The organism is Sphingosinicella sp. (assembly GCF_013911755.1).
Taxonomy (GTDB): domain Bacteria; phylum Pseudomonadota; class Alphaproteobacteria; order Sphingomonadales; family Sphingomonadaceae; genus Sphingosinicella.
The window spans coordinates 14,083-38,602 of record NZ_JACESP010000004.1; the positions used below are offsets into that span (position 1 = coordinate 14,083).

The 24,520-nt window shown below is 63.4% G+C and carries 21 protein-coding genes; 6 read left to right on the forward strand and 15 right to left on the reverse strand.

Going from position 1 to position 24,520, the window contains the following annotated elements; translation table 11 throughout:
• Positions 1-4: 4 nt before the first annotated feature.
• The 5 genes from H2052_RS04295 to H2052_RS04315 form a co-directional block, all read right to left on the reverse strand.
• Positions 5-595 (reverse strand): cytochrome c oxidase assembly protein, encoded by a 591-nt coding sequence (locus tag H2052_RS04295; RefSeq protein WP_293778517.1) that lies wholly within the window; start codon positions 593-595, stop codon positions 5-7.
• Between the two features lie 112 nt (positions 596-707).
• Complete coding sequence (locus H2052_RS04300; RefSeq protein WP_293778519.1) at positions 708-1,625, reverse strand: heme o synthase; 918 nt, start codon at positions 1,623-1,625, stop codon at positions 708-710.
• Positions 1,626-1,634: 9 nt separating this feature from the next.
• The gene (gene ctaD / locus H2052_RS04305) at positions 1,635-3,296 is read right to left on the reverse strand and encodes a cytochrome c oxidase subunit I (protein WP_293778522.1); all 1,662 of its coding nucleotides are present in this window, start codon (positions 3,294-3,296) and stop codon (positions 1,635-1,637) included.
• A gap of 27 nt (positions 3,297-3,323) precedes the next feature.
• Positions 3,324-4,349 (reverse strand): cytochrome c oxidase subunit II, encoded by a 1,026-nt coding sequence (gene coxB / locus H2052_RS04310; protein WP_293778524.1) that lies wholly within the window; start codon positions 4,347-4,349, stop codon positions 3,324-3,326.
• Positions 4,350-4,490: 141 nt separating this feature from the next.
• Complete coding sequence (locus H2052_RS04315; protein WP_293778526.1) at positions 4,491-5,309, reverse strand: crotonase/enoyl-CoA hydratase family protein; 819 nt, start codon at positions 5,307-5,309, stop codon at positions 4,491-4,493.
• Between the two features lie 33 nt (positions 5,310-5,342).
• Between H2052_RS04315 and H2052_RS04320 the strand changes: the two genes are divergently transcribed.
• Positions 5,343-5,801 (forward strand): (2Fe-2S)-binding protein, encoded by a 459-nt coding sequence (locus tag H2052_RS04320; RefSeq protein ID WP_293778529.1) that lies wholly within the window; start codon positions 5,343-5,345, stop codon positions 5,799-5,801.
• A 110-nt stretch (positions 5,802-5,911) separates the two neighbouring features.
• Positions 5,912-7,570 carry a sulfate permease gene (gene sulP / locus H2052_RS04325; protein WP_293778532.1) on the forward strand — a complete coding sequence of 553 codons (1,659 nt, stop codon included), beginning with the start codon at positions 5,912-5,914 and terminating at the stop codon, positions 7,568-7,570.
• Here the strand turns inward: sulP and H2052_RS04330 are convergent.
• Positions 7,544-8,503 carry a nitronate monooxygenase gene (locus H2052_RS04330; protein ID WP_293778534.1) on the reverse strand — a complete coding sequence of 320 codons (960 nt, stop codon included), beginning with the start codon at positions 8,501-8,503 and terminating at the stop codon, positions 7,544-7,546. The two genes, sulP and H2052_RS04330, sit on opposite strands and share 27 nt — an antisense overlap.
• 129 nt (positions 8,504-8,632) lie before the next feature.
• Between H2052_RS04330 and H2052_RS04335 the strand changes: the two genes are divergently transcribed.
• Positions 8,633-9,070 (forward strand): MgtC/SapB family protein, encoded by a 438-nt coding sequence (locus H2052_RS04335; RefSeq protein WP_293778537.1) that lies wholly within the window; start codon positions 8,633-8,635, stop codon positions 9,068-9,070.
• Here the strand turns inward: H2052_RS04335 and H2052_RS04340 are convergent, their stop codons facing one another.
• A complete protein-coding gene (locus H2052_RS04340) occupies positions 9,071-10,513 on the reverse strand; it encodes an aldehyde dehydrogenase family protein (RefSeq protein ID WP_293778540.1) in 1,443 nt (480 codons plus the stop codon).
• Positions 10,514-10,585: 72 nt separating this feature from the next.
• On the reverse strand, positions 10,586-13,297 hold the full coding sequence (locus tag H2052_RS04345) for a cation-transporting P-type ATPase (protein WP_293778543.1): 2,712 nt from the start codon (positions 13,295-13,297) through the stop codon (positions 10,586-10,588).
• Between the two features lie 137 nt (positions 13,298-13,434).
• Between H2052_RS04345 and H2052_RS04350 the strand changes: the two genes are divergently transcribed.
• Positions 13,435-14,784: a site-specific integrase gene (locus H2052_RS04350; RefSeq protein ID WP_006963536.1), complete on the forward strand. Its 1,350-nt coding sequence runs from the start codon at positions 13,435-13,437 to the stop codon at positions 14,782-14,784.
• 93 nt (positions 14,785-14,877) lie between these two features.
• Here H2052_RS04350 and H2052_RS04355 read toward each other — a convergent pair whose 3' ends face one another.
• The 4 genes from H2052_RS04355 to H2052_RS04370 all read right to left on the reverse strand — a co-directional run bounded on the left by H2052_RS04355 (position 14,878) and on the right by H2052_RS04370 (position 20,387).
• Positions 14,878-15,342, reverse strand: a complete 465-nt coding sequence (locus H2052_RS04355; RefSeq protein WP_037491793.1) for a hypothetical protein — start codon at positions 15,340-15,342, stop codon at positions 14,878-14,880.
• A 22-nt stretch (positions 15,343-15,364) separates the two neighbouring features.
• Positions 15,365-16,807, reverse strand: coding sequence for a DUF6035 family protein (locus H2052_RS04360; RefSeq protein ID WP_006963525.1), 1,443 nt, complete (start codon positions 16,805-16,807; stop codon positions 15,365-15,367).
• 246 nt (positions 16,808-17,053) lie between these two features.
• Positions 17,054-19,393, reverse strand: a complete 2,340-nt coding sequence (locus H2052_RS04365; RefSeq protein WP_006963523.1) for a S8 family peptidase — start codon at positions 19,391-19,393, stop codon at positions 17,054-17,056.
• A gap of 10 nt (positions 19,394-19,403) precedes the next feature.
• Positions 19,404-20,387, reverse strand: coding sequence for an ATP-binding protein (locus H2052_RS04370; protein ID WP_006963521.1), 984 nt, complete (start codon positions 20,385-20,387; stop codon positions 19,404-19,406).
• Positions 20,388-21,034: 647 nt separating this feature from the next.
• On the opposite strand from H2052_RS04370, the gene H2052_RS04375 reads away from it, so the two are divergent.
• Positions 21,035-21,934: a fused MFS/spermidine synthase gene (locus H2052_RS04375; RefSeq protein ID WP_254911623.1), complete on the forward strand. Its 900-nt coding sequence runs from the start codon at positions 21,035-21,037 to the stop codon at positions 21,932-21,934.
• A 77-nt stretch (positions 21,935-22,011) separates the two neighbouring features.
• Complete coding sequence (locus tag H2052_RS04380; RefSeq protein WP_037491789.1) at positions 22,012-22,329, forward strand: XRE family transcriptional regulator; 318 nt, start codon at positions 22,012-22,014, stop codon at positions 22,327-22,329.
• Positions 22,330-22,407: 78 nt separating this feature from the next.
• Here H2052_RS04380 and H2052_RS04385 read toward each other — a convergent pair whose 3' ends face one another.
• The 3 genes from H2052_RS04385 to bktB form a co-directional block, all read right to left on the reverse strand.
• Positions 22,408-22,713: an alkylphosphonate utilization protein gene (locus H2052_RS04385; RefSeq protein WP_006963513.1), complete on the reverse strand. Its 306-nt coding sequence runs from the start codon at positions 22,711-22,713 to the stop codon at positions 22,408-22,410.
• A 140-nt stretch (positions 22,714-22,853) separates the two neighbouring features.
• Positions 22,854-23,252: a DUF167 domain-containing protein gene (locus H2052_RS04390; protein ID WP_293778564.1), complete on the reverse strand. Its 399-nt coding sequence runs from the start codon at positions 23,250-23,252 to the stop codon at positions 22,854-22,856.
• The gene (gene bktB / locus H2052_RS04395) at positions 23,239-24,450 is read right to left on the reverse strand and encodes a beta-ketothiolase BktB (RefSeq protein WP_087576068.1); all 1,212 of its coding nucleotides are present in this window, start codon (positions 24,448-24,450) and stop codon (positions 23,239-23,241) included. Before bktB ends, H2052_RS04390 begins: the two co-directional genes overlap by 14 nt.
• Positions 24,451-24,520 lie beyond the last annotated feature (70 nt).

Consider the following 24,520-nt stretch of genomic DNA (forward strand, 5'->3'; position numbering starts at 1 on the left):
GGTCTTACCCCTGTGTTCCGTCGGCCGCCTTTACGGCCGTATTGGCTGCTGTCTTATTCGTCTCTTCTTCCTGAGGGAAGAAGGTATAGCTGAGCGTGATCTCGTCGATCCGGCGGGCGTTCGCGTCTTCCAGAATCGCCGGGTCGATATAGTAGCTGACCGGCATGTCCACCGTCTCGCCGGGCTGCAGCGTCTGCTGATCGAAGCAGAAACAGTGGATCTTCATGAAATAGCTACCGGCCGTGTCGGGCGAGACATTGTAGGTCGCCATGCCGGTGATCGGCTTGTCGGTCAGATTCGTCGCCTGATAGAAGGCCATCTTGCGCTCGCCGATGCGGATCGTCGCCTGCGTCTGCACAGGCTTGAACGTCCACGCGAGGCCGGGCGCCACGTTTGCGTCGAAGCGGACCTTGATGAGCTTGTCGACCGCATTCGGGGCAGCGGCCTCATCGACGCGCATCGTGGTGCCGCCGAAGCCGGTGACCTGACAGAACAGGCGGTAGAGCGGCACGCTCGCATAGGCGAGGCCGAGCATCGCCACCGCGACGCCGCCCGCGATAAGCCCGGTGCGGCGGATGCCGTTTTCGCCGCTCATCCCATCCTCGCGATCGTGATGGCGTAGAACAGCACGGCAAGCCCGATGAGCACCGCGCCGAGCACGAGATTGCGGCTCTTCCGCTTCTTCTGAAGGTCGTCGTCCGCCATGATCAAGCCAGCAGCCAGCGATCGGCGACGAGCGCGCCGAACATGACGAAGAGATAGAGGACGGAGAAGGCAAACAGGCGGCGCTCGGGGCGCATCGCGGCGGGATCGGTCGCATCGTTCCGGAACACCGCGACGGCAAGCGTCATGAACACCGCGCCGAGCAACGCCGCCGTCACGCCGTAGATTACGCCGGTGAGGCGCATCGCCCATGGCAGCAGGCTGACCGCAACAAGGAGCGGCGTATAGGCAAGGATATGGATGCGTGTCGCACGCTCGCCGTGCGTCACGGGAAGCATCGGCACGCCCGCGTTCGCGTAGTCGCCGCGAACGAAGAGCGCGAGGCTCCAGAAATGCGGCGGCGTCCACAGGAAAACGAGCGCGAACAGCAGGATCGGCAGTGCCGTCACGTCGCCCGTGACCGCCGCCCAGCCGATCACCGGCGGAAACGCGCCGGCGGCACCGCCGATGACGATGTTCTGCGGCGTGCGGCGCTTCAGCCAGACCGTGTAGACGAACACGTAGAACAGGATCGAGACGGTGAGCAGCAGCGCCGACGCGAAGTTCACGGCGAGCGCCATCACGGCGACTGCGCCGATGGCGAGGCTGACGGCGAAGCCGAATGCCGAAGCCGGGTCGATGCGCCCGGCCGGGATGGGCCGATTCGCCGTGCGCTTCATGCGCGCATCGAGATCGGCCTCGTACCACATGTTGAGCGCGCCCGAAGCGCCGGCCGCGACCGCGATGCAAAGCACCGCCGTGAAGCCGATCACCGGGTGGATATGGCCAGGCGCCGCCAGCAGGCCGCAAAGCCCCGTGAAGACGACGAGCGTCATCACGCGCGGCTTTAGCAGCGCGAAATAGTCGCGCCAGTCAGCGAAGTCGCTGACCGGCGTGACGGAAACGGCGGGTACGCTGGCCACCAATGTGCCTTACTTGATTTCCGGCAGCGTTTCGAACTGGTGGAACGGCGGTGGCGAAGACAGCGTCCACTCGAGCGTCGTTGCACCCTCACCCCACGGATTGTCGGCAGCCTTCTTGCCGCCGATCAGCGAGATGATGACGTTCACGAAGAAGAACACCATGCCCACGGCCATGATGACGTAGCCGAGCGACGCGATGTGGTTCCAGTAGGCGAACGCATCCGGATAATCCGGGTAGCGGCGCGGCATACCATCCTGGCCCAGGAAGTGCATCGGGAAGAACATCACGTTCACGCCGATGAAGAACACCCAGAAGTGCAGCTTGCCGAGGAACTCGTTGTACATCCGGCCCGACATCTTCGGGAACCAGTAGTAGAAGCCCGCGAACAGCGCGAACACCGCGCCGAGCGAGAGCACGTAGTGGAAGTGCGCCACCACGTAGTAGGTGTCGTGCATGATCGTATCGACGCCCGCGTTCGACAGAACGACGCCGGTGACGCCGCCGAGCGTGAACATGATGATGAAGCCGATCGCCCACAGCATCGGCGTTTCGAAGCTGATCGAGCCGCCCCACATGGTAGCGATCCACGAGAAGATCTTGATGCCGGTGGGCACCGCGATGATCATCGTCGCGGCCGTGAAGTAGAGCTTCACGTTCACGTCGAGGCCGACCGTGTACATGTGGTGCGCCCACACGATGAAGCCGATGAAGCCGATCGCAACCATCGCATAGGCCATGCCGAGGTAGCCGAAGGCGGGCTTGCGGCTGAACGTCGCCACGATCTGGCTGATGATGCCGAAGCCCGGCAGGATCATGATGTACACTTCGGGGTGACCGAAGAACCAGAACAGGTGCTGGTAGAGCACGGGGTCACCGCCGCCGGCCGGATCGAAGAACGTCGTGCCGAAGTTGCGGTCCGTCAGCATCATGGTGATCGCGCCGGCGAGAACCGGGAGCGAGAGCAGCAGCAGCCACGCCGTGACGAGCACCGACCACACGAACAGCGGCATCTTGTGCAGCGTCATGCCCGGCGCGCGCATGTTGAAGATGGTGGTGATGAAATTGATCGCGCCGAGGATCGACGACGCGCCCGCGAGGTGCAGCGAGAAGATCGCAAGGTCGACCGCCGGCCCGGGATGGCCGGTCGTCGACAGTGTCGGATAGACCGTCCAGCCCGTACCCGCGCCATTGAAGCCTGCCGGCCCTTCGACGAACATCGAGGCGAGCAGCAGCAGGAAGGCCGGAATGATGAGCCAGAATGAGATGTTGTTCATGCGCGGGAACGCCATGTCCGGCGCGCCGATCATGATGGGAACGAACCAGTTGCCGAAGCCGCCGATCATCGCGGGCATCACCATGAAGAACACCATGATGAGACCGTGCGCGGTGATGAACGCGTTCCACATGTGATACGCGGCATCAACGTTGCCGCCGACCCAACCGGGCAGATACTGCATACCCGGCTCGGCAAGCTCGAGGCGCATGATGCCCGAGATCGCGCCGCCGATGATACCCGCGACGATCGCGAAGATCAGGTACAGCGTCCCGATGTCCTTGTGGTTCGTGGACAGGAACCAGCGGGCGAAGAAGCCCGGCGTGTGATGATCGTCGTGATGCGCGTGGGCGTGATCGCCGTGGGCGTCGTAGTGGGCGGCGGTGGTCTCGGCCATGAGTGTCGTTCCTACCCGAACTTGATCTTAAAGCGTTTCGGCGGCAGCGGCAGGCGCCGCTTCCGGTGCGGCGGGGGCGTCGGCCGCAGGCGCCGCAGCGGTGGGCGCCGCAGCCGCAGGCGCTGCAGCGGCAACCTCGACACCGGCATCAGCCTGGCGCGCGGCGACCCATGCGTCGAACTTGTCCTTCGACACGACCTCGACCGCGATCGGCATGAAGCCGTGCTTGGTGCCGCAAAGCTCCGAGCACTGGCCGTAGTAAAGGCCTTCGCGATCGGCCTTGAACCAGGTTTCGTTCACGCGGCCGGGAACGGCATCCATCTTCACCCAGAAGGCCGGAACCGCCCAGCTGTGGATCACGTCAGACGCGGTCAGCAGCACCTTCACGACGGCGCCGACGGGGACGACGACGCGGTTGTCGGTCGCGAGGTTGCGCGGCTCGTTCGCCTTCGCGGCGTCCGCATCCGAGAGCATCACCGCATCGAAGCCGAAGCTGCCCTGATCGGGATATTCGTAGCTCCAGTACCACTGGTGGCCGGTCGCCTTGATCGTGAGATCGGCCTTCGGCGGATCATATTGCGCGGCGAGCAGCTTGAACGAGGGGATGGCGATGCCGACGAGCACGAGCACGGGCACCAGCGTCCACACCACCTCGATGAACACGTTGTGCGTCGTCTTCGAAGGGACAGGATTCGCGCTGCGGCGGAATCGGAACATCGACCAGATCAGCAATGCGAACACGAAGGCCGTGATCACGCCCATGATGAGGAGCAGCGCGGTGTTGAAATCCGAACCGCGCTGACCAAGCTCGGTCACCTGCGGCTGAATGTGCCAGCCGCCCTGCGGCTGGCCGATCGTGGCGTCGGGCGCTGTGCCCATGTTCGCCAGATTGACGGCAGGTGCCGCCGTTTCCGCGACCGGAGCGGCTTCAGCAGCCTGCTCGACCGTGGCGGCGGCCGGAGCCGCCGCGTCCTGCGCCTGTGCCTGAACGGCGCCGAACGTCAGCGCTGCGGCGACGGCCAATGCCCTGAAACGGCTGTTAAATCCGCGCATCAAACCCCCACTAGTTCCCATACGGACGGTCGGCGCGCGAACGCACCGACGGAATCGATTTGGCGCGCCTTATAGATGCGCGCCGATTCGCGAACAAGCGATAGCTTGCCGCACCCGGCGCTTTCCAGCGCGCGCCGTGGTTCAAACCGCATCCTCGAAGCGGGGCGGCCGCTTCTGCAGCTGCGCGCCCATCGCCTCGCCGAGATCCGCACCCGGCAGGAACGCCGAATTCCAGATCGCCACATAATCGAGCCCCTCGGCGATGCTCTGGTCGCGGCCGCGATTCAGCACCGCCTTGGTGCCCTGAATGGCGACGGGCGATTTCGATGCGATCTCCCGCGCCAGCGCCTCGCCGGCGGCGATCGCCTCGTCGTGCGTGGGCAGGGCGCGGTTCAGGAAGCCCTGGCGCACGGCTTCGTCCGCCATAAACCGCCGCCCCGTGTAGGCGAGTTCGCGCACCAGCCCCTGCGGCAGCAGATGCGGGATGCGCTGCAGCGTGCCGACATCGGCGACGATGCCGACGTTGATCTCCTGAATACTGAAAAAACAATCCGCCGTGCCGATGCGGATATCGCAGGCCGTGACGAGATCGACGCCGCCGCCGATGCAGCCGCCCTGCACCACCGCGATCACCGGCGCCTTGCACGTGTCGACAACCGTGAAGCTCTTCTGCATCGCCTTGACCTTGCGGCGCAGCGCGAGCCGCTGCCGGGCGATTTCCCCGTCTCCCGCTGCCAGCAGGTCCGCACCCGCCCATTCGAGATCGAGCCCTGCGGTGAAGTGCTTGCCGGTCGAAACGATCAGCACCGCGCGCACCGACGGGTCCGCCTCGATCGCTTCGAAAACGTCCACGATCTCAGTCCAGAACGCTTCGGTCATGGTGTTGAACGCCTGCCCTCGCGTCATCGTCACGCGCGCGATTCCGTCCGCCACGGCGAGCGACAGCGTTTGCAGTTCCATTCGGCTCTCTCCCCGGCTAAATCTCACCTCGTCATGACTCGCTTCACCATCAACGGCAATCCTGTCGCTTTTGACCTGCCGGCCGAAACGCCGCTGCTCTGGGCACTGCGCGACGCAATGAACCTTACCGGCACCAAGTTCGGCTGCGGGGCGGGGCTTTGCGGCGCCTGCACAGTGCACATCGACGGGCAGGCACAGCGCAGCTGCCAGGTGAACATCGGCGACATCGAAGGCACGTTCGTCACCACGATCGAGGGCCTGTCGAAAGACGGCAGCCACCCCGTGCAGCAGGCATGGATCGCCGAGCAGGTGCCGCAATGCGGCTATTGCCAGCCAGGCATGATCATGGCGGCGGCGGCGTTCCTGAAAGACACGCCGAAGCCTACCGAAGACGACATCAAGACGGGAATCACCAATCTCTGCCGCTGCGGAACCTACCCGCGCATCAAGAAGGCGATCCTGCGAGCTGCGGGGACACCGCAAGAGGGGTAGGCGGGTTTGCCCACAGCCCGTGCCCCGGTTTCCGGAACATTCCGGGATGATTTTGCCATAATTCGGGCCTAGCAAGGCGACATCCTGTGAGATTCCCGGGGGAGTTGCCGATGTCTGGCGTCCTGCCCGCTTCATTCACGCCGAAGCTCGTAACCGTGCTCCGCGAAGGCTACGGCTTGGCCGGGTTGCGCGCCGATGCGCTTGCGGGCTTGACCGTCGCCATCGTCGCGCTGCCGCTTGCCATGGCGCTCGGCATCGCGAGCGGCGCTTCGCCCGACAAGGGGCTGGTGACGGCGGTCGTCGCCGGGTTCCTGATCTCCGCGCTCGGAGGTTCGCGCACGCAGATCGGCGGGCCGACCGGCGCCTTCGTCGTCGTCGTGTTCAACATCATCGCAGAGCATGGCTATGACGGGCTCGTGCTCGCCACGCTGATGGCGGGCGCGATCCTGCTCGTGGCGGGCTACGCGCGGCTGGGCAGCCTCATCAAGTTCATCCCGCACCCCGTCGTCACCGGCTTCACCGCCGGCATCGCGGTCATCATCGCGGCAACGCAGGTAAAGGACTTTCTCGGCCTGCGCATGGCAGAGGTGCCCGCCGACTTCCTGCCCAAGATCGCCGCCTATGGGCAGGCGATCGGGACCATCGACCTTGCCACGCTCGCGGTCGGCGCCGTGTCGCTCGGCATCATCATCGTGCTGCGCCGTTTCGCGCCGAAAGTGCCGGGTTTCCTCGTCGCCGTGGTCGTTGCGGCACTCGCCGTCTCGCTGCTCGGGCTTGCCGTCGATACCGTCGGCTCGCGTTTCCCGAACATCCCCTCCGGGCTTCCGATGCCGCACATACCGGCGCTCGGGCTCGACAAGGTGACGGCCGTGCTGCCGGCGGCGTTCACGATTGCGTTCCTTGCCGGAATCGAAGCGCTGCTCTCCGCCGTCGTCGCCGACGGCATGACCGGATATCGGCACCGTTCCAACCAGGAACTCGTCGGGCAAGGCGTGGCCAATCTCGCCTCCGCGCTGTTCGGCGGGCTGCCGGCGACGGGCGCCATCGCGCGCACCGCGACCAACATCCGCGCGGGCGGGCGCACGCCGGTTGCGGGCATATTCCACGCGCTGTTCCTGCTGCTGTTCATGGCCTTCGGCACGAAGCTGATGGGCTATATCCCCATGGCGGCGCTCGCCGCGATCCTGTTCATGGTGGCGTGGGGGATGAGCGAGTACGAGCGGCTCCTGCGCATCCGCGCGATGCCGGTGGGCGACCGCGTCGTGCTGCTGCTGACCTTCGCGCTTACCGTGCTCGTCGACCTTACCGTGGCGATCGGTGTCGGCGTCACGCTCGCCAGCCTGATGTTCATGGAACGGATGAGCCGCACGGTCGCCGTTACGGTGCGCGAGGTGGAAACCGAGGATGCCGGGCAGCGGGACGACCTGCCGCCGGGCGTAGAGGTGTTCCGCATCAGCGGGCCGTTCTTCTTCGGCGTCGCCTCCGATCTCGTTGAAACGCTGCGCCGGATGGGCCAGCCGCCGCGTGTCATCATCCTGCGGATGCGCGAGGTGCCGCTGCTCGACGCGAGCGGGGTCGAAGGCATCAAGGATTTCGTCAGCATGGCGCACAGACACGGCGCCGCGGTGATTTTCTCAAGCGTGCAGCCCCAGCCCGCGCAGGTGCTGCGCCGCAATGACCTCGGCCCCCGCAGCGGCAAGGTGCGCTTCGCGCCCGATTACGCCGCCGCGCTCGCGATGGCCTCAGCCGAAAGCACGCAGCCGGCTTAAAGCCGCCTTCGTCTCGGCGAGCGTGCGCGCGACGATCTCGGCGCAGCTCAGAATCGCATCGACGCCGCCGCCGCCCTGCCCCGCCGCGAGGCACTGCGTCGCCGGATCAACGTCGAGGATTCCGGCAATCGGCCCCAGCCGGTTCGCCTGCGCGGCTTCCATCACCTGAAGCGGGAACGGCTTCAGTTCCTCGGGATGCCGATCGAAATACTCGGTGGTGTCGTTGGCGATGGCGCGCAGCGTCTTGCCCGTGAAGCCCCGGCTGATCGTTGTTGAATCGTCGCGCATCGCGACGATCGCATCCTTGTAGGCCTGGCCCGCGTGCGCCTCGTGGCTGGCGATGAAGCGCGTGCCCATCCAGACGCCCTGACACCCGAAGGCGAGCGCAGCGGCGAGGCCGCGCCCGTCATAAAGCCCGCCCGCGGCGATCACCGGAACGTCGACCGCATCGACGCACTGCGGCCAGAGCGCGGCGCTCGCCACCTTGCCGGTGTGCCCGCCGCCCTCGGTGCCCTGCGCGATCACCACATCGCAGCCCGCCGCGGCCGCCTTCCGGGCATGGCCGACCGTGCCGCACATCGACATGACGACAAGGCCAGCCGCCTTCAGCTGCGCAAGGATGGGCGTCGGCACGCCGAGCCCAGCGATAAACGCCTTCGCGCCCTCTTCGATGATCACATCGACGCTTGTCGTGAGCGTTTCGGGCTGCGCGGCGAGGAGATCGACGCCGAAGGGCTTGTCGGTCAGATCCTTCACGCGCTTCATCTGCTCGCGGATGAAGGCAGGGCTGGTGCCCGCCATGCCGAGCGAACCGAAGCCGCCCGCGTTCGAAACCGCCGCGCACACCTCGGCATAGGAAACGCCGCCCATGCCGGCGAGCAGGATCGGGTGTTCGATGCCGAGCAGATCACAGATCGGTGTGCGAAGGGACATTCAGAGGCCTCCGTGCTGGTATTCGCCCGGAGTATGGGGGGCAGGCGGCGCGGCGCGTAGCTCGCGCTACTGATAAGGCCGCAGCCGGTCGGCGAGGAACCTTTTGCCTCTTACGGCAATTCAGCAGTCATGACCTGGGAGGAAATCGCCATACGGCTGGGTGCCGCGACCGCAATCGGGCTGGCGTTCGGTTTTGATCGGGAAATGCGCGGGCACGAGGCGGGGCTTCGCACGCACGCGCTCGTGTCGCTGAGCTCGGCGATGATCGTGATTTCGGCGCTCATGATGTTCGAAGCCGTCAAGAGCCCCGAAGCCCAGCCCGATCCGCTGCGCGCGATCGAAGGCCTCGCGCAGGCGGTCGGCTTCATCGCCGCAGGCCTGATCTTCGTACGCGGCGACAAGGTGAAGAACCTGACGACCGCGGCCAACATCTGGCTTTGCGCCGCCGTCGGCATCGCGTGCGGGGCCGGGCAGGTGCCGCTCGTGGTGATCGGCACGCTGCTCGGGCTCACCGTCCTCGTCGTGCTGCGCGTCCTTTACCGCGTGGTGCCGGACGCGCAGGACTGATTACTCGGCAGCGACAGCTTCGCCGTAGCCGATCATCGCTTTCGTCTCGAGGAACTCGCCGAACGCATGGTCGCCCCATTCGCGGCCGTTACCCGATTGTTTGTAGCCGCCGAACGGCGCCATCAGGTCGCTGCCCGCGCCATTGATGATGACCTGCCCGGCGCGCAGCTGCGACGCGATCTCGCGCGCCTTCTCGATATCCTTCGCCTGCACGTAGGCAGCGAGGCCGTAGACGGTGTCGTTGCCCTCTTCGATCGCGCGGTCGAGGCTGTCGTAGCCGAGAATGGAGACGACGGGCCCGAAGATCTCCTCGCGCGCCACCGTCATGTCGTTGGTGACGTTGGCGAAAACCGTGGGCTTCACGTAATAGCCGGTTTCCAGCCCCTCGGGCTTGCCGGTGCCGCCCGCTACGAGCTCGGCGCCTTCGTCGATGCCCTTCTGGATGAGGCCCTGGATCTTGGTCCACTGCAGCTCGGAAACGACCGGCCCCATGCGCGCATTGCCGTTGGGGTCGCCCGGCGCCCATGCCTCGGCGGTCGCCTTCGCCACTGCCTTCGCCTCGTCCATGCGGCCCTGCGGCACGAACATGCGCGTCGGCGCGTTGCACGACTGGCCGGAGTTGTTGAAGACATGCGCGACGCCCCGCTTCACCGCATCGCCGAAGCCGTCATCGTCGACCAGAATGTTGGGCGACTTGCCGCCAAGCTCCTGCGCGACGCGCTTCACGGTCGGCGCGGCGGCCTTGGCGACTTCGATACCCGCGCGCGTCGAACCGGTGAAGCTCACCATGTCGACGTCCGGGTGCGACGAGATCGCCGCGCCCACGGTCGGCCCGTCGCCGTTCACGAGATTGTAGACGCCCTTCGGAACGCCCGCCGCGTGCAGGATCTCGGTCCACAGCCACGCCGAGAACGGCGCGATTTCGGAAGGCTTCAGCACCATCGTGCAGCCCGTCGCAAGCGCGGGCGCAACCTTGCAGGCGATCTGGTTGATCGGCCAGTTCCACGGCGTGATGAACCCGCACACGCCGATCGGCTCCTTCGCGATCATCGTCGTGCCGCGCGGCTCGTGGAACCTGTAGGTCTTCAGCACCTCGATCGCGGTGTGCAGATGGCCCGCGCCGATCGCGGCCTGCGCGCTCTTCGCAAGCCACGCGGGCGCGCCCATTTCCTCGGTAATCGCCTCGGCCATCTCGCCGCTGCGCTTTGTGTATTCGGCGAGGATCGCCTGCAGAAGCTCGAGCCGCTCGGCGCGGCTGGTGCGCGAGAAGCTGTGGAACGCGGCCTTCGCGGCCTTCACCGCGCGGTCGACATCCTCCGCGGAGCCGAGGCTGATGCGCCCGGCGACGGCTTCGGTCGCGGGGTTGAGCACGTCGAGCGTTTTCGCGTCGCCCGCGGGATCGACCCATTCGCCATTGATGTAGAATTTCAGATAGTCGCGCATGTGAAGCTCCTCCTCGGGGGTTTGGGAGACTCCTAGCGCGATTCGGGTGCGTTCCGCATCCCCTTGGGAGTGTCAGGCCGCCCCATCCCGTGGCCTGGCGAAGGCAAGCCGCAGCTGCTTTTCCGCCTCGATGATCGCGAGCATCACGGCGCCCACGCCCACGACGAGCAAGCCCTCGCGCAGCGGCACCGCCGCGGTTCCGAAAATCCGCTGCAACACGGGAACGTACGTGATCGCGAACTGCGCCGCGGTGACGAGCCCGACCATCGCCCAGGTGACCCGCGTGCCGCGCACCAGCCGCCAGCTGAGCGATGTCCCCCGCAGGTTGCGGATATAGAACAGATGGAAGATCTCCATCACGACAAGCGTGTTGACCGCGATCGTGCGCGCGGTTTCGACGGAATGCCCCCGCTCCACGGCGTAGCCGTACATGCCGAGCACGCCCGCGAGGAACAGTCCCGATACGAGCACGATGTGCCAGATGAAGGCGCGCGTCAGCAGCGGCTCGCTGCGCGGCCGCGGCGGCCGGCGCATGGTGGCCGCGTCGGCAGGCTCGAAGGCGAGCGCGAGGCCGAGCGTGACATCCGTCACCATGTTGACCCAGAGGATCTGGATCGGCGTGACCGGCAGCGCGAGGCCGAACAGCAGCGCGAAGATGATCGTGACGGCTTCGCCCGCGTTGGTGGGCAGCGTCCAGCTGATCACCTTGCGGATGTTTTCGTAGACCGTACGCCCCTCGCGCACGGCGGCGGCGATCGAGGCGAAATTGTCGTCCGCGAGCACCAGGCTCGCCGCCTCCTTCGCCGCCTCGCTGCCCTTGCAGCCCATGGCGATTCCGGCGTCGGCACGCTTCAGGGCGGGCGCATCGTTCACGCCGTCTCCCGTCATCGCGACGGTGAGGCCGCGCGCCTGAAGCGCCATCACCAGCCGCAGCTTGTGCTCGGGGCTGGTGCGCGCGAACACGTCGACGTCGAGCACGGCGTCGGCAAGCGCAGCATCGTCCAACCGATCAAGATCGGTGCCCGTCAGCACGCGTGCGGGATTGGCGAGACCGACGTGGCGGCCGATCGCCGCTGCCGTGCCCGCATGATCCCCGGTGATCATCTTGACGCGAATTCCCGCGGCCCGACACTCCGCCACGGCAGCGACGGCCTCGGGCCGCGGCGGATCGATGAGACCGACGAGGCCCAACATGACGAGTGCATCATCGAGATCGCCGGACTCCAGCGTCGTTTGCCCCGGACCGGCGCGGCGCATCGCGAAGGCGAGCACGCGCTCGCCACTGCTGGCGATGCGTTCGGCCTCGGCGCGCCAATAGGCGCGGTCGATCGGCTGCTCGTCGGTGCCGTCGAATTCGGTCCCGCACATCGCTACGATCCGCTCGGGCGCGCCCTTCACATAGATGACGCCGCCGCTGCCGGTGCGATTGAGCGTCGCCATGAAGCGGTGCCGCGCATCGAATGGAAGCACGTCGCTGCGCGGCGCCTGATGCCGCAGCGCTTGCCAGTCGACGCCGATCTTCGCGGCGAAAGCCAGCAGCGCGGCTTCCATCGGATCGCCCTCCGCGCTCCAGGTGCCTTCCTGATGCCGAAGGCCCGCGTCGTTGCACGCCGCTGCGGCGCGGGCGAGTGCCTGAAGTCCCGGATGATCCTCTTCCGCCGCGGATGTTCCGTTCAGCGTCAGCTTGCCGGTCGGCGCATAGCCGTCGCCCTCGAGCAAGAAAGTGCGACGATCGACGGAGGCGGAGGCGGCCATCATCTCGTTTCGCGTCAGCGTGCCCGTCTTGTCGGTGCAGATCACCGAGACGGCGCCCAATGTTTCGATCGCCGGAAGGTGGCGCACGATGGCATTCCGCCGCGCCATGGCCTGGACGCCCACGGCGAGCGTGATCGTGAGCACGGCCGGCAGACCCTCGGGGATCGCTGCGACCGACAGGCCCACCACGATCATGAACATCTCGGCAAAGTCGCGCCCGGCAACGAGCGAGCCGTAAAGCAGCAGCAGCGCGGCGATGAACAGGATGAACAGAGTCAGCCAGCGCGCGAATACATCCATCTGGCGAACGAGCGGCGTGGTGAGCGGTTCGACCTGCGAGAGCAGTCCGCTGACCCGTCCGATCTCGGTCGCCGCGCCGGTTGCCACCACGACGCCGCGTCCGAGACCGCTTGTCACCAGCGTACCGCTGAACGCCATGCCCGTGCGATCGCCGAGCGGGACCTCGGCAGCCACCGGATCGCTGTGCTTCTCGACCGGCACGGATTCCCCGGTGAGGACCGCTTCCTGCACGGCAAGGCCGCGTGCTCGGAAAAGCCGGATATCGGCGGGAACGCGGTCGCCCGCATCCAGGAGAACGACATCGCCCGGTACCAGGTCTTCGGCCGCAATGGTCAGGCGCGTGCCGCCACGCAGCACATTCGCGCGCGGGGCGAGCATCTCGCGGATCGCATCCATCGCGCGTTCGGCACGCCCTTCCTGGATGAAGCCGATGACGGCGTTCGCGAGCACGACCGCAAGAATGACCCCGGCGTCGCTGGCGTGCCCGAGCCCCGCCGTCAGCACAGCGGCGGCGATCAGCACGTAGATCAGGATATTGTTGAACTGCGCAAGAAACCGCCGCAGCGCGCTTCGGCCCGGTGGTACGGGCAAGCGGTTCGCACCGAACGCCGCCCGTCGTCGCTCCGTGTCCGCGTTCGACAGGCCGAGTTCGGAACTGCCGACATACGCGAGCATCTCGGCGGCGCTCGCCGCATGAGGGGAGGGATGGGTCGGCGCCGGACGGTCCACGGCCACCCCGATAACGCAAAAAGGCGCCCCGGAGGGCGCCTTTTTTGTGCGTATCGGCAGAAAGGTTGGTTGCGGGAGCAGGATTTGAACCTGCGACCTTCAGGTTATGAGATAGCTACGGGGCGATTTTCACGGTCTTGGACGACTTACTCCAGCGATGGATATTGCACCATATATTTCTGTTTTTATTGATTTATTTTTGCCATCCCTTTACGATGATGAACGATCAGGAACGACGCAATTTCCTCCCGATTGATTCCGATTTGATTCCGGATGTTCCGGAAAAGCCGAGGTGGATGATGGTCAAAATCACGAAGCGTGCGGTCGATGCAGCCGCCCCTGCTGACAAGGAATTCTTCCTGTGGGATGATGAACTGAAAGGCTTTGGCCTGCGCATCTATCCCACCGGCCGAAAGATGTACCTCGCCCAGTTCCGGGCCGGCGGGCGCCTGCGGCGGGTCAATATCGGGCTTCATGGCGCCCTAACCCCTGACCAGGCCAGAACCGAGGCGATGAAGCATTTGTCGGAAGTCCGGTTGGGCGGTGATCCGGCCAGCGTCCGCGATCGCAAAAAGGCCTCGCCCACAATGAAAGAATTCGGGCAGCGCTTCCTTGACGAACATGTTGCCATCCACTGCAAGGCAACCACACAGGCCGAATACAAGCGGTCTGTTGAATTGTTCATCAATCCCAAGCTCGGGTCACATCGCCTGATCGACGTGACCCGCGCCGACATCGTCGCTCTCCACGCCTCGATGAAGGACAAGCCCTATCAAGCCAATCGTACCTTGGGCGTATTGTCTGTCATGTTCACGATCGCCAACGACTGGGAAGTGTTGACTGACGGAACCAACCCCTGCTGGAAGGTCAAGCGATACAAGGAAGTGAAGCGCGAGCGTTATTTGACGGAAGATGAGCTCGCGCGCCTGGGACAGGTTTTACGTGACGCGACCAGCGAACCTGAAGCCGTCAACTGCATTCGCCTCCTGCTGCTCACCGGATGCCGCCTCGGCGAGATCCAGACGCTCAAATGGGAGTATGTCGATCGCAAGGCAGGCGTCCTGCGACTGCCGGATTCGAAGACAGGCGCCAAACTCGTGCCGGTGGGCGATTCCGTGTTCGAGGTCCTGGATGGCATCAAGAAAATCGACAAGAACCCTTATGTCATCACAGGCTATGTCGAGGGGCGGCATTTGACCGACATGCAGCACCCTTGGCGACGCATCCGCAAACGAGCACGTCTGGAGGATGTACGCATTCATGATCTACGTCACAGCTTTGCTTCGGATGCGCTCGAACTCGGTGAAGACCTGACGATGATCGGCAAGCTTTTGGGCCACACCCAGGTCCAGACGACGGCCCGCTACGCTCATCTCAAAACGGCCCCAGTCAGGACGGCGGCGAACTCCGTTTCAGCTGCGATCGCGATGGCGCTCACCAAGCCTGTCCAAGCCAGCAATGATTCGGAGCAGGAAGAAGCAGCCTGACCGCCAGCGAGATATACATTTTGCGTTGGAATAGGCCCATGGCCAGCCCCGATCGCACCTCATCGAACGAGAAGGCCTGATGGCGCCTTCGGGTCACGAAAACTGAGCGTAATGATGATAGCCGATTTCCAGCGCTTTGCGCTTCGCCCCTTCATACCATTCGGTGACATTTTCGTATCGGCAGTCGATTGGATCCTCCACCTGTCCGTCGGGCTGAAGAATTGCAGGCAAATCATTGCGGCCATCATCCACGCCGTCCACCGTCCAGGGATGAAGATATCCGTCACCGCTGATTGACCAGCCCATCACTGCCTTCTTGTAATATCCGCCGACCTCGTTTTCTGATGCCCACCAAATTCCCAGCACATATGTCTCTGGAGCTGCGGGGACAAAGGATTGAGGGGTCCGGACAAGGGCCCTGTCCCATTGTGCCTCGTCGATGATGATTTCTTCATCCGAGTTTCGTAAAAATATCTGTACGCTGCCGTTCCCTAAATCCTTAACCGATCCGACATCCGCGACGGCATATTGCTTCTTGTCATTTCCGGAAAAGAACACTCCCGATCACTCCCTGTTACGTTCAAAATAAGCTATCCCGATACCGCTCTACCGCCGTTGCCACACGATCGGATATTTCAGGAAACAGGAAATCCATCAACGTCCTGACGCTGTCCTCTGGCTGAAACACCGGATCGTCGCGCTTGATACGACTGAATATCCCTTCGGCTCCCTTCAGTCTCTCACGCCATTTGCCGCTGCTATCCTGTTTGTTCAGAAGATCGACATGACCGTAAGCATCGACCGCGCTATAAAAAGCGATGAACAGACTTGGATAAGCCTCCGCGACCTGATGCGCGACCTGCACCAGCTTGGAGAATTTGTAACCCACCGGCTTTCCATCCCGCGCACTGTAGAGCGCGGATAGCATGACTCGCGTGGCTTCGTGGCTGTCGGGAAATTCGGGCAGATCTATCCCCCGACGTTCATATCGTTCCCGCAATTGCTCCCAGGTCGCACGATTTTCCGGCGTGTGGCGAAACGATCGGCCATGCTCCATCCAGAATTCGTGGAGGTCGGCCTGATCGATACGTATCGCCATGACCTTGGCATCATCGGCCTCCTTCTGGATCGCTGCGCGCAATCCGGCCTCGGCTGCCTGAAAGTCGAACAGGAAAAGCCGCTGCCCCTCCCGGTCCTGCGTAAGGTCAGCGAAGGCCACCACCTTCTCTTCCCAGGCATCAGTAACCTGCGCGCCGTCCCTGACCGGGATCCGATGATGGCAGCGAATGTGGAAGATGCCAGTCCGTTCGGAAAGTTCGGTCGTTTCCTCATCAACGATGAAAATATTGGAATTGTTGGAATAGAGCAGATCGTCTGTGGTGAGACGTCGATAGCCGGCATCGAAAGACCCAAACACCCAGACCAGCAGACCTCCCTCACTTCGATAGAAGGAGCGGCGCCCGGCGACTACGCTGAGGAAGGTCGTGGAAAGTTGCACCTCGAACGCGATCTTGCCTTGCGGATGTGCGGCCTGAACATCCGGCCGCCGGAAGCGCCTCGAATCGGTGCCTTTCCAGTTCCGTTCAACCGCAATGTCAGAAAAGACAATATCCGCCCTCAGGCTGCGCTCAATCAGGCTCTTGATATGTTTGTGCGGCGCGCTCTCGCGCAGGCCATGATATTTCCGCGCCGTGATCTCTTCCGCCGTCAGTGCCGATCGGGTTTTTGCGGAACAGGATTCGTCTTCCTCCGATCGATGCCGAAAGAAAAACCGCTTATCCGGCGTCGACACAAGATAGACGGGCGTGAGGCATTCCGAGCAAAGGTAGCGCGGACTGCCGCTGTTCATACGCTCCACGATCTGGACCCGGTTGTCGACCAGATCCTGATAGAACTGGCCGCCTATGACGGCCTTGGCGTTCGGAATCTCGCCGAGGTCAAGATCGATGACCTGATCGATCTGCGCATCCTCGACAGGCGTCGCATAGTCATAGCCCTCTACCGTCACGTTGTTCAGCCGCATAACGACAAACTATCATCAGGCGCCCTCAGAACAAGTCAGGAACGATAGCGCTGTTGGAATTCGGTGATGACTGAATCGCTGGCCGATGTGCCATGCGCCGGTTAGAGATTTTCGTGCCTAGGTTTGGGCGATCATGAGCGTAGTGCAACAGGATAGCCACCATCATCGGCATCAGCACCACAGACTTGCTCTCGTACAGGGCTCTCGCGGCCTCCCCGCGGGTTCGGAGTCCCTGCTAAAACCCCGTCATGCCCTGACACGGATACGTTGACGCAGGCGTTCGTACAGCGGCACTTCGGCTTCGTGCGAAATTTCAACGGTCACAGCGAAGGCCTGCTGGCCCTCGTCACCAGCCCAGCCACCGGCACATCGCACCACGAGATAGTAATTGTCGCCATAGCCCCTGATATTGCGTGAGAAGCTGACACTGGCACATTGCAGGCTCGATTTTTCCCGAACCGTCGAACTGGGCAGCAGCTTGCAGTTGTAGCGAGCTTCCATCTCAGGGAACGGCGCTTCATCGGCTGTACGCCGCCGGAAATGCTCGAAGATCATGTCGGGGTCGCAGCCCCTGATGAGCCGGAAGCCCATCGATACGCCATTATAATCGAGCCGGCTGTGGCGCACAGGCGGATCAAAAGCCAGGCTCACACGGATGGTGCGGCGGCCCCGTTCAGTCTGGAACAGCTCCGGGATCGGGATCTGGTAGACCGCGAAATGGTCGATCGCGAGCTCATCCTCGGCATAGAGGATCACCCGCGAATCGTCGGAAAAGGCGGCCCGTTCCGCATCGACCCGTCCATGACCGAACAGCGCTCGACCAGCGGTATCTCCCAGGAGAGCCAGGCGACGAACGCTCTCGGGCGGAGCGACCGCGCTAGTGGCGAGCAGGGCGCGAACGAGGTTGGCAGATGCGTCGGGAAAGCGCGCCAGGATCTGGCTTGCCTTGAACGCAACGAGAGGCGCGGCATGGGATGTGCCCGATCGCGCCGCGAAGAGCCGGTCGACAGGACGGTAGTGGAGCGACATCACGCCGGCTTCGGGCCGTACTTCGCCGCCCTGGAGGGAGGCGGTGGGGCCATCGTAGATCAGCGTACCGCCAATGTCGGTAAAGTCGGGTTTGATCGCACCGCGCACGCCAGGACCAGCGCGCGAGAATGGCGAGGGCTCAAACGCTTCGGTGATCGGACGCACCCCGACATTGTCCTGAGCGCGGGTGCTAAGACCATTGCTATGCGCGACGGAACCAACAGTGACGATGTTCATGCCGCCGGCCGGTTCGCACAGCCGGTTCTCCGGCTCCATGAGGTAGCCTGGATAGTCGGTGACTGACTCTTCGATGCGCATTCCGCGCCGTGGCTGACGGTTGCCGGCCGCGACGATGATGACGATATCCAGTTCGCGGACCAGTTCATCGAGCGTCTGCGCCCAGGGACCAACCTTGCCGCCTTCGACGACCTTGGTGCGATCACCGAGCGAAATGACAAAAATCCGGCAACCGAATTGCTCATGAAGCCCGGTGATCGCCTCGCGCATCAGCTTTGGCGTGAGACGCCGGTTGGGGAAATTGCCGGTGTGGTCGATCACCTTGGCTGAACACAGGCGCGCGTGCCGGACCAGTTCTCCAGCACCCAATTGCGCGCGCAGATCGCCGAAGGTCGCGATACCCCCGACAAAGGTTCCATGCCCATGGTCATCGGCTGTACCCAGCGTATCCGGCACGGCGATCGACCCGACGATGATATCCTCGATCAAAGGATGGTCATTGATCCCGCTGTCGATGATCCCGATGAGCGGCGCATTCTCGTCGAGATCCTCCACATCCGGCACATCGCCCAGCGCATCGTCGATGTGTTGTGCCGCGAGCAGATCCGGCTCGGGAGGCAGATCGACCTCGGCGATTTCCTCAATTGACAGAAGGGTGCGCGCAATTGCGCCATCGCACTGAAGCCGGACGAGCGTGAGATTGGGACCAATATGCCGGTCGAGCTCCTCGGCGCCCCGCGCCTCTGCATAGCGAACGATGTCGTCGATCTTGCGCTCGCGCAAAGCCCGGGCGCCAAGATCCCAGAGCTCGATATCAACCATGTACGCCTCGCCGACCTGGAAATCATCAACATCGACCAGGCCCGCTTCGCGGGCTCGCATGCCAATGCGATCGCGCGGCGCGACTTCGGCAATCGTCTCCACATTGGCAATGAACGAAGAGAAAGCCGGGTTCTGCCGGCCAGGCTGGACGCCCTGGCCATAGGCATCGAGCTTGCGTTGGAACTCGGTCAATTCATCGTTCGAAGAGAAGAGGACGAGTGTGCGATCCTCGTCGCTCGACAGAACGGTCAGGCCGACACGATTCCATTCCTCCTCGAGCAAAGGTCCGCTCATCCGGACCCGCAGGATCAACGACGGATCGACCGCATCGGGGCGACGACGCTGCCGTTGGGCGGCTACGGCCTGACCGAGCTCCTGACCCAGGCGATCACTGTGCCCGCGCGGATTGCGCTGGGGAGGAGGCCCACCGCCACCATTCTTGCGGCGGGGCAGGCGTTCGGGCAGCCGCAACAGCTGCAGGTGATCATAACGCGCCACGCGGCGGGGGTCAGGAGGTCATTCGGTCGGCTCTGCGCCGACGGCGTCGTTCATCGGCGATGGCATGAAGGAAATCCTGCTCCCTGACCTGTTTTCGTTTGTCGATCACCGACGCCTTGATCGCCTGGATGCAGATGCGATCCAGCTCGGCATAGGAATAGCCCGAAAGCTCTCCAATATGTGTTTGCGGGTCGAAAGCCAGCGCGACATTCTTGAACTTCATCGTGAGAAAACGCGCGATCATGCGGGTTTCGGGTGGATCGAACCAGATCACCTCATCGAAGCGTCGCCAGATAGCCGGATCAAGCGATTGATCGAGATTGGTGGCTGCGACCAGAAAACCCTTGGGCTCGATCCGGTCGATGAAGATCAGCAGACTGTTGACGACGCGCCGCAGCTCATTGTGCTCGCCCCCGTCCTCGCGGGCGCGGGCTAGCGCATCAAATTCGTCGAAGAAAAGGACCGTGGGCTGCTTGCGAGCGAACTCGAACAGCTTGCGGACATTGGTCGCGGTCTCGCCCAGATAGGAGGAGATCAGGCGGTCAAGCTTGACGATGTAGAGCGGCATGCCGAGCTCGGCTGCAAATATCTCCGCGCAGAGCGTCTTGCCGCAGCCCGGAGGGCCGCAAAACAACAGCTTGGAACGAACAGGCAAGCCGCGACGACGGACATCATCGGCCCGCCGAAACTCCCGCAGAAGATCGAGGAAAATGCGGATATTCTCACTCGACAGGATGATATCCTGCTTGTTGTGCGTCGGCTCCACCAGTTCGATGAAGTCGCCTGCGGCTTCAGGGAAAGGAATGAGCGGCGCCAGCGCCTTGGGTTTAGTCGGGCGCGATGGCGCGGCATCAAGTGAACGGCGGAGGGAGCGCGCGAGTACGCGATTGTTTTTCTTCTCTTCCTCACTGATGATCTGCTCGGCAACGGCACGGAACTCCTCATCCTTGCCGTAGCTCGCCAGCAATTTCTTCATCAGTTCACCGCGCGCCATGGGTCCGTATAAGCCTTTCCTTGTGCCGCAAGCATAGCCGGATTTCCTGAATCTGCCATGATTTCCTGCATCGGAACATGATAAATCCCGACTACGAAAGGCCGCCACGCCGGGGGAAGCGTGACGGCCTTTCCCGCATGCGGCGGGCGGTCCAAGGGTTTGTGGCTCTGCTAGCCCCGCGGATCAGCGCGAGACCGTGGCCGTGCTCGTGGCCGCACCCCGGACCGCCGACGCGCTGATACTGTTGCCGAAAGGTAGATCCGGCTTTTCGTTGCCATCGTGCAGGCCAGACTGACGGCCAGGGCCGTAACGTGCGACGGAGGCATCTGGCCGTTCTGGACACTGAGCCTTCCGATGACGATCATGCCCCGTCTCCATCGGCCAGGCCGCTGCCGATCGGTCCCTTCCTCTGACCTCCGAAGCCTTCGCCGGCATCGGTCGCGTGGCCGTCACCGAGAGAAGATTGGCGTCGGCGCTATTGGCCGTGGCCACCATCAGCACCGCATCAAGCGACAGACCTAATGAATGATGTTTTATACATCCATATTAAAGATCATATTTGATTTTTGACGATCTAAAATCTAGTTATAGCAGATGGTCGGTCTCCCTGCCTTTCTGACGCGCGCGATCTGCATTGCTGGCTGGTCATGACCGACGCTGCGGGCGATCTGCCAGACCTCGACATGGATCTGTTCTACGACGTCGTCTTCGCCATGGGGTTCGACCGACCTGAGCCCGGCTTCTCCCGTCAGCAGCCATCCGCGCGCGGAGGCCACATCCCCATTGCACTCGATGCGCCGTTCGGCGAGCGTGGGCCGATGCTGTTTCGCTTCGGCGACATGCTCTCGCTCCTGTTCAACTGGTCGACGGTTCAGAGTGGCATGCGTGTCAGCGATCCCGATCATCTCCTGTTCGACTATACGCGGATGATGATGGCGTTCCGGCTGTTCCGTCCCGATCCTTGCCGGATCGAAATGATCGGCCTTGGCGGCGGCTCACTGGCCAAGGCGTGCTACCGCGCCTTGCCCGATTGCGACATCAGCGTGGTGGAGATCGATCCTCAGGTGATTGCGCTGCGCGAACGATTCCGCATTCCCGATGACGACCACAGGTTCCGGGTCATCCACGCCGATGGGGTGGAGTTCGTGTCGAACGATCCGGGCCGTCCCGATGTGCTGCTGGTCGATGGCTTCGACAGCCGCGGCCTCCCTAAAAGCCTGAGTACGGCGGCGTTCTACGCGGCCTGCCGCGCGCGCCTGAGCCCAAATGGCCTGCTCGTCGCCAACCTGTGCAACAATTTTTTGTCCTACCCTGGGCTGCTGCGCCGGATCCGTACTGCCTTCAATGGCCAGGCCCTCGCCGTCACCGCGGAAAATGGCGGCAATCGCATCGTGTTCGCAAGCGCCGACCCGACCTTTCCGCCTGCGACCTCGCCTTTCCAGAGCCTTCCCGATCGACTGCTCGCCGATCGCACGATCGACTACGGCGCCAAGCAGCGCCGGATCGGGCCCGCGCTGCGGCGCTGGCACGTCAAGGCGGAAGTCTGAGCCTGCCTTACGCGCATGATCGTGTCATCTCGCTTTTCAGCCTTGCTATTTGATGTTTTATATATCACCCCGGCGCGATGATCACATCCCAACAGATGCGTGCCGCCAGAGCGATGCTCGGTATCGACCAACGCGGACTCTCCGAGATTTCCGGCGTTTCACTGCCGACGATCCAGCGTATGGAGGCCTCCGATGGGCAGGTACGCGGTGTGGTGGGCACGGTGATGAAGGTCATCAGCGCGATCGAAAGTGCCGGGATCGAACTTTTGGGTGAGAATGCACCAAGCGCAGGGCTTGGGCGAGGCGTGCGACTGCGCGAGACGCGCAGCGGCGAGGCGCCCCGCGAAAAGCTCACGCTCTTTTACGACAAGGCCCCCCTTCCCGATCCCGACTGATCGACCTCTTCGCGTTGATCGGAAGAACTGCTGGAGAGATCGAAGAACACGGTGCGTCCAAGCCCTTTGGTCAAACGGCTAGCCTCTCTTCCGAACAAACTCCGCCCGCAGTACCAAGCCTTTGATCCCTTCGTAACGGCAGTCGATTTCCTGCGGATCGCCCGTCAGGCGGATCGACTTGATCAACGTGCCGCGCTTGAGCGTCTGGCCTGCGCCTTTGACCTCGAGATCCTTGATCAGAGTCACCTGATCGCCGTCGGCAAGCAGATTTCCAACAGCATCGCGCACTTCAATCCGCCCGGCGGAGGCTCTGCGCTCGGCCAGTTCCGAGGCAGGCATCCATTCCCCGGATTCGTCGTCGTACACATATTCGTCATCACTCATCGGATTCTCCAAAGTTCAATTGAGCCCGTCAGGCGGGCAAAAGGTCTCAGCTCGATCACTGCAGCAGGCGGGCTTTCGTGAAACCAGAATGCTAAATCAACATCGTGCCATTCCATGCGCGGTCGCGGCCATCTGAACTGTCAGCTGGATGTGCCGGCAATCCTGACCAACTTGTGGCGGGCGCCGCCGCCGCGAAGAAGTTCGAGGCTCGAGACAGGTTGCTTGAGCGCATCGGCGAGAAGACGCAACACGGCCGCGTTGGCCTTGCCATCTTCAGGCGTCGCGGTGACGCGAACCTGAAGGACGCCATTGTCCTGGTCGGCAGGCATCTGGACAGCGTCGACGGAGGCGTTGGGCGTCACCCGAATGGACAGCCGCCCTGCCTCATCGGCCAACGCGCGGATTTCATCGGGCGAAGGGAAAAGGATCCGTCGACGCGCCATCAGTTTACTCGTTCCACCCGCTCGCATTTCCCAAAATGGGCCGCAGCGCCGCAACGTCCATGCAGGACATTCACGGTTGCGATCAATGATGGGCATGCACGGCATCGTCGTGCGACAGCCGCTCGATGACGAGAGCGATCCCTTGCCCTCCGCCGATGCACATGGTCACGAGTCCATAACGTCCGCCAATGCGTTCCAGTTCATGAAGCGCCTTGATGGTGATGATCGCGCCTGTCGCACCCACAGGATGGCCAAGACCTATACCGCTGCCGTTCGGATTGACCTTTTCCGGCGGGAAATCGAGCAACTTGGCGACCGCGCAAGCCTGGGCGGCAAAGGCTTCGTTGGCCTCGATCACATCGATGTCATCCAGCGAAAGGCCTGCTCGCCTGAGGGCGATGGGAACGGCTTCGACCGGCCCCAGCCCCATGACCTCGGGTGCAACGCCCGCATGCCCCCAACTCACAATTCTGGCGCGAGGCATAAGGCCCCTTGCCTTGGCGGCCTCGGCCGAAGCCAGCACCAGCGCTGCGCCGCCATCGTTGATCCCGCTGGCGTTGCCGGCGGTGACCGTGCCGCTTTCCTTGCGGAAGAGCGGTTTGAGTCCGGCAAGCCCCGATGGCGACGTGTCTTCGCGCACATGCTCATCGACCTTGAAGAGGAAAGTGCCGCCCCGACGCTTGACCTCGATTGGGACGATCTGCTCGCGGAACCGGTCCTCCTGCTGCGCCAGCGCCGCGCGCCGATGGCTTTCCGCCGCGAGCGCGTCCTGCTGTTCGCGCGTGATGCCGTGCCGATCGGCTACGTTTTCCGCGGTCACACCCATGTGGCCTGCGCCAAACGGGTCATTCAGGATGGCGTCCATGGCATCGATCATGGCTTCGTCGCCCATGCGCTTGCCCCAGCGCATCGCTTTGACGACATAGGGCGACTGGCTCATGCTCTCGACACCGCCGGCGACGGCCATGTCGCATTCGCCCAACATAATCATCTGGGCGACCGAGACGATGGCCTGGACGCTCGATCCGCACAGACGGTTCAGCGTCAACGCGGGGGTCTTGTCCGGAATGCCGGCCGCGATCGCGGAGATGCGCGACACATAGGCGTCGCGCGGTTCGCTCTGGATGACCTGGCCCATAACCACATGTCCGATATCGGCGGGTTCGATACCGGCCCGCCTGATCGCTTCGGCAATGACGATTCGCCCGAGTTCCCAAGGCGCGACATCCTTCAGGCTGCCCCCGAAATCACCGATGGCAGTACGCGCTCCGGACAGGATCACGACGTCTTTCAAGAATAATACCTTTCGACAACAAAGGCGCCCGATCGGGCGCAAGGACGGATACGTGCATTCGGCTCTCGGG

Excerpts from the sequence above, each read along its gene's own strand:
- H2052_RS04315 (WP_293778526.1), bottom strand. The coding sequence starts at position 5,309 with ATGGAACTGCAAACGCTGTCGCTCGCCGTGGCGGACGGAATCGCGCGC.
- coxB (WP_293778524.1), bottom strand. The coding sequence starts at position 4,349 with ATGCGCGGATTTAACAGCCGTTTCAGGGCATTGGCCGTCGCCGCAGCG.
- H2052_RS04375 (WP_254911623.1), top strand. The coding sequence starts at position 21,035 with ATGACCGACGCTGCGGGCGATCTGCCAGACCTCGACATGGATCTGTTC.
- H2052_RS04385 (WP_006963513.1), bottom strand. The coding sequence starts at position 22,713 with ATGAGTGATGACGAATATGTGTACGACGACGAATCCGGGGAATGGATG.
- H2052_RS04380 (WP_037491789.1), top strand. The coding sequence starts at position 22,012 with ATGATCACATCCCAACAGATGCGTGCCGCCAGAGCGATGCTCGGTATC.
- H2052_RS04370 (WP_006963521.1), bottom strand. The coding sequence starts at position 20,387 with ATGGCGCGCGGTGAACTGATGAAGAAATTGCTGGCGAGCTACGGCAAG.
- H2052_RS04320 (WP_293778529.1), top strand. The coding sequence starts at position 5,343 with ATGACTCGCTTCACCATCAACGGCAATCCTGTCGCTTTTGACCTGCCG.
- sulP (WP_293778532.1), top strand. The coding sequence starts at position 5,912 with ATGTCTGGCGTCCTGCCCGCTTCATTCACGCCGAAGCTCGTAACCGTG.
- ctaD (WP_293778522.1), bottom strand. The coding sequence starts at position 3,296 with ATGGCCGAGACCACCGCCGCCCACTACGACGCCCACGGCGATCACGCC.
- H2052_RS04295 (WP_293778517.1), bottom strand. The coding sequence starts at position 595 with ATGAGCGGCGAAAACGGCATCCGCCGCACCGGGCTTATCGCGGGCGGC.
- H2052_RS04330 (WP_293778534.1), bottom strand. The coding sequence starts at position 8,503 with ATGTCCCTTCGCACACCGATCTGTGATCTGCTCGGCATCGAACACCCG.
- H2052_RS04340 (WP_293778540.1), bottom strand. The coding sequence starts at position 10,513 with ATGCGCGACTATCTGAAATTCTACATCAATGGCGAATGGGTCGATCCC.
- H2052_RS04390 (WP_293778564.1), bottom strand. The coding sequence starts at position 23,252 with ATGCCCATCATTGATCGCAACCGTGAATGTCCTGCATGGACGTTGCGG.
- H2052_RS04335 (WP_293778537.1), top strand. The coding sequence starts at position 8,633 with ATGACCTGGGAGGAAATCGCCATACGGCTGGGTGCCGCGACCGCAATC.
- H2052_RS04360 (WP_006963525.1), bottom strand. The coding sequence starts at position 16,807 with ATGCGGCTGAACAACGTGACGGTAGAGGGCTATGACTATGCGACGCCT.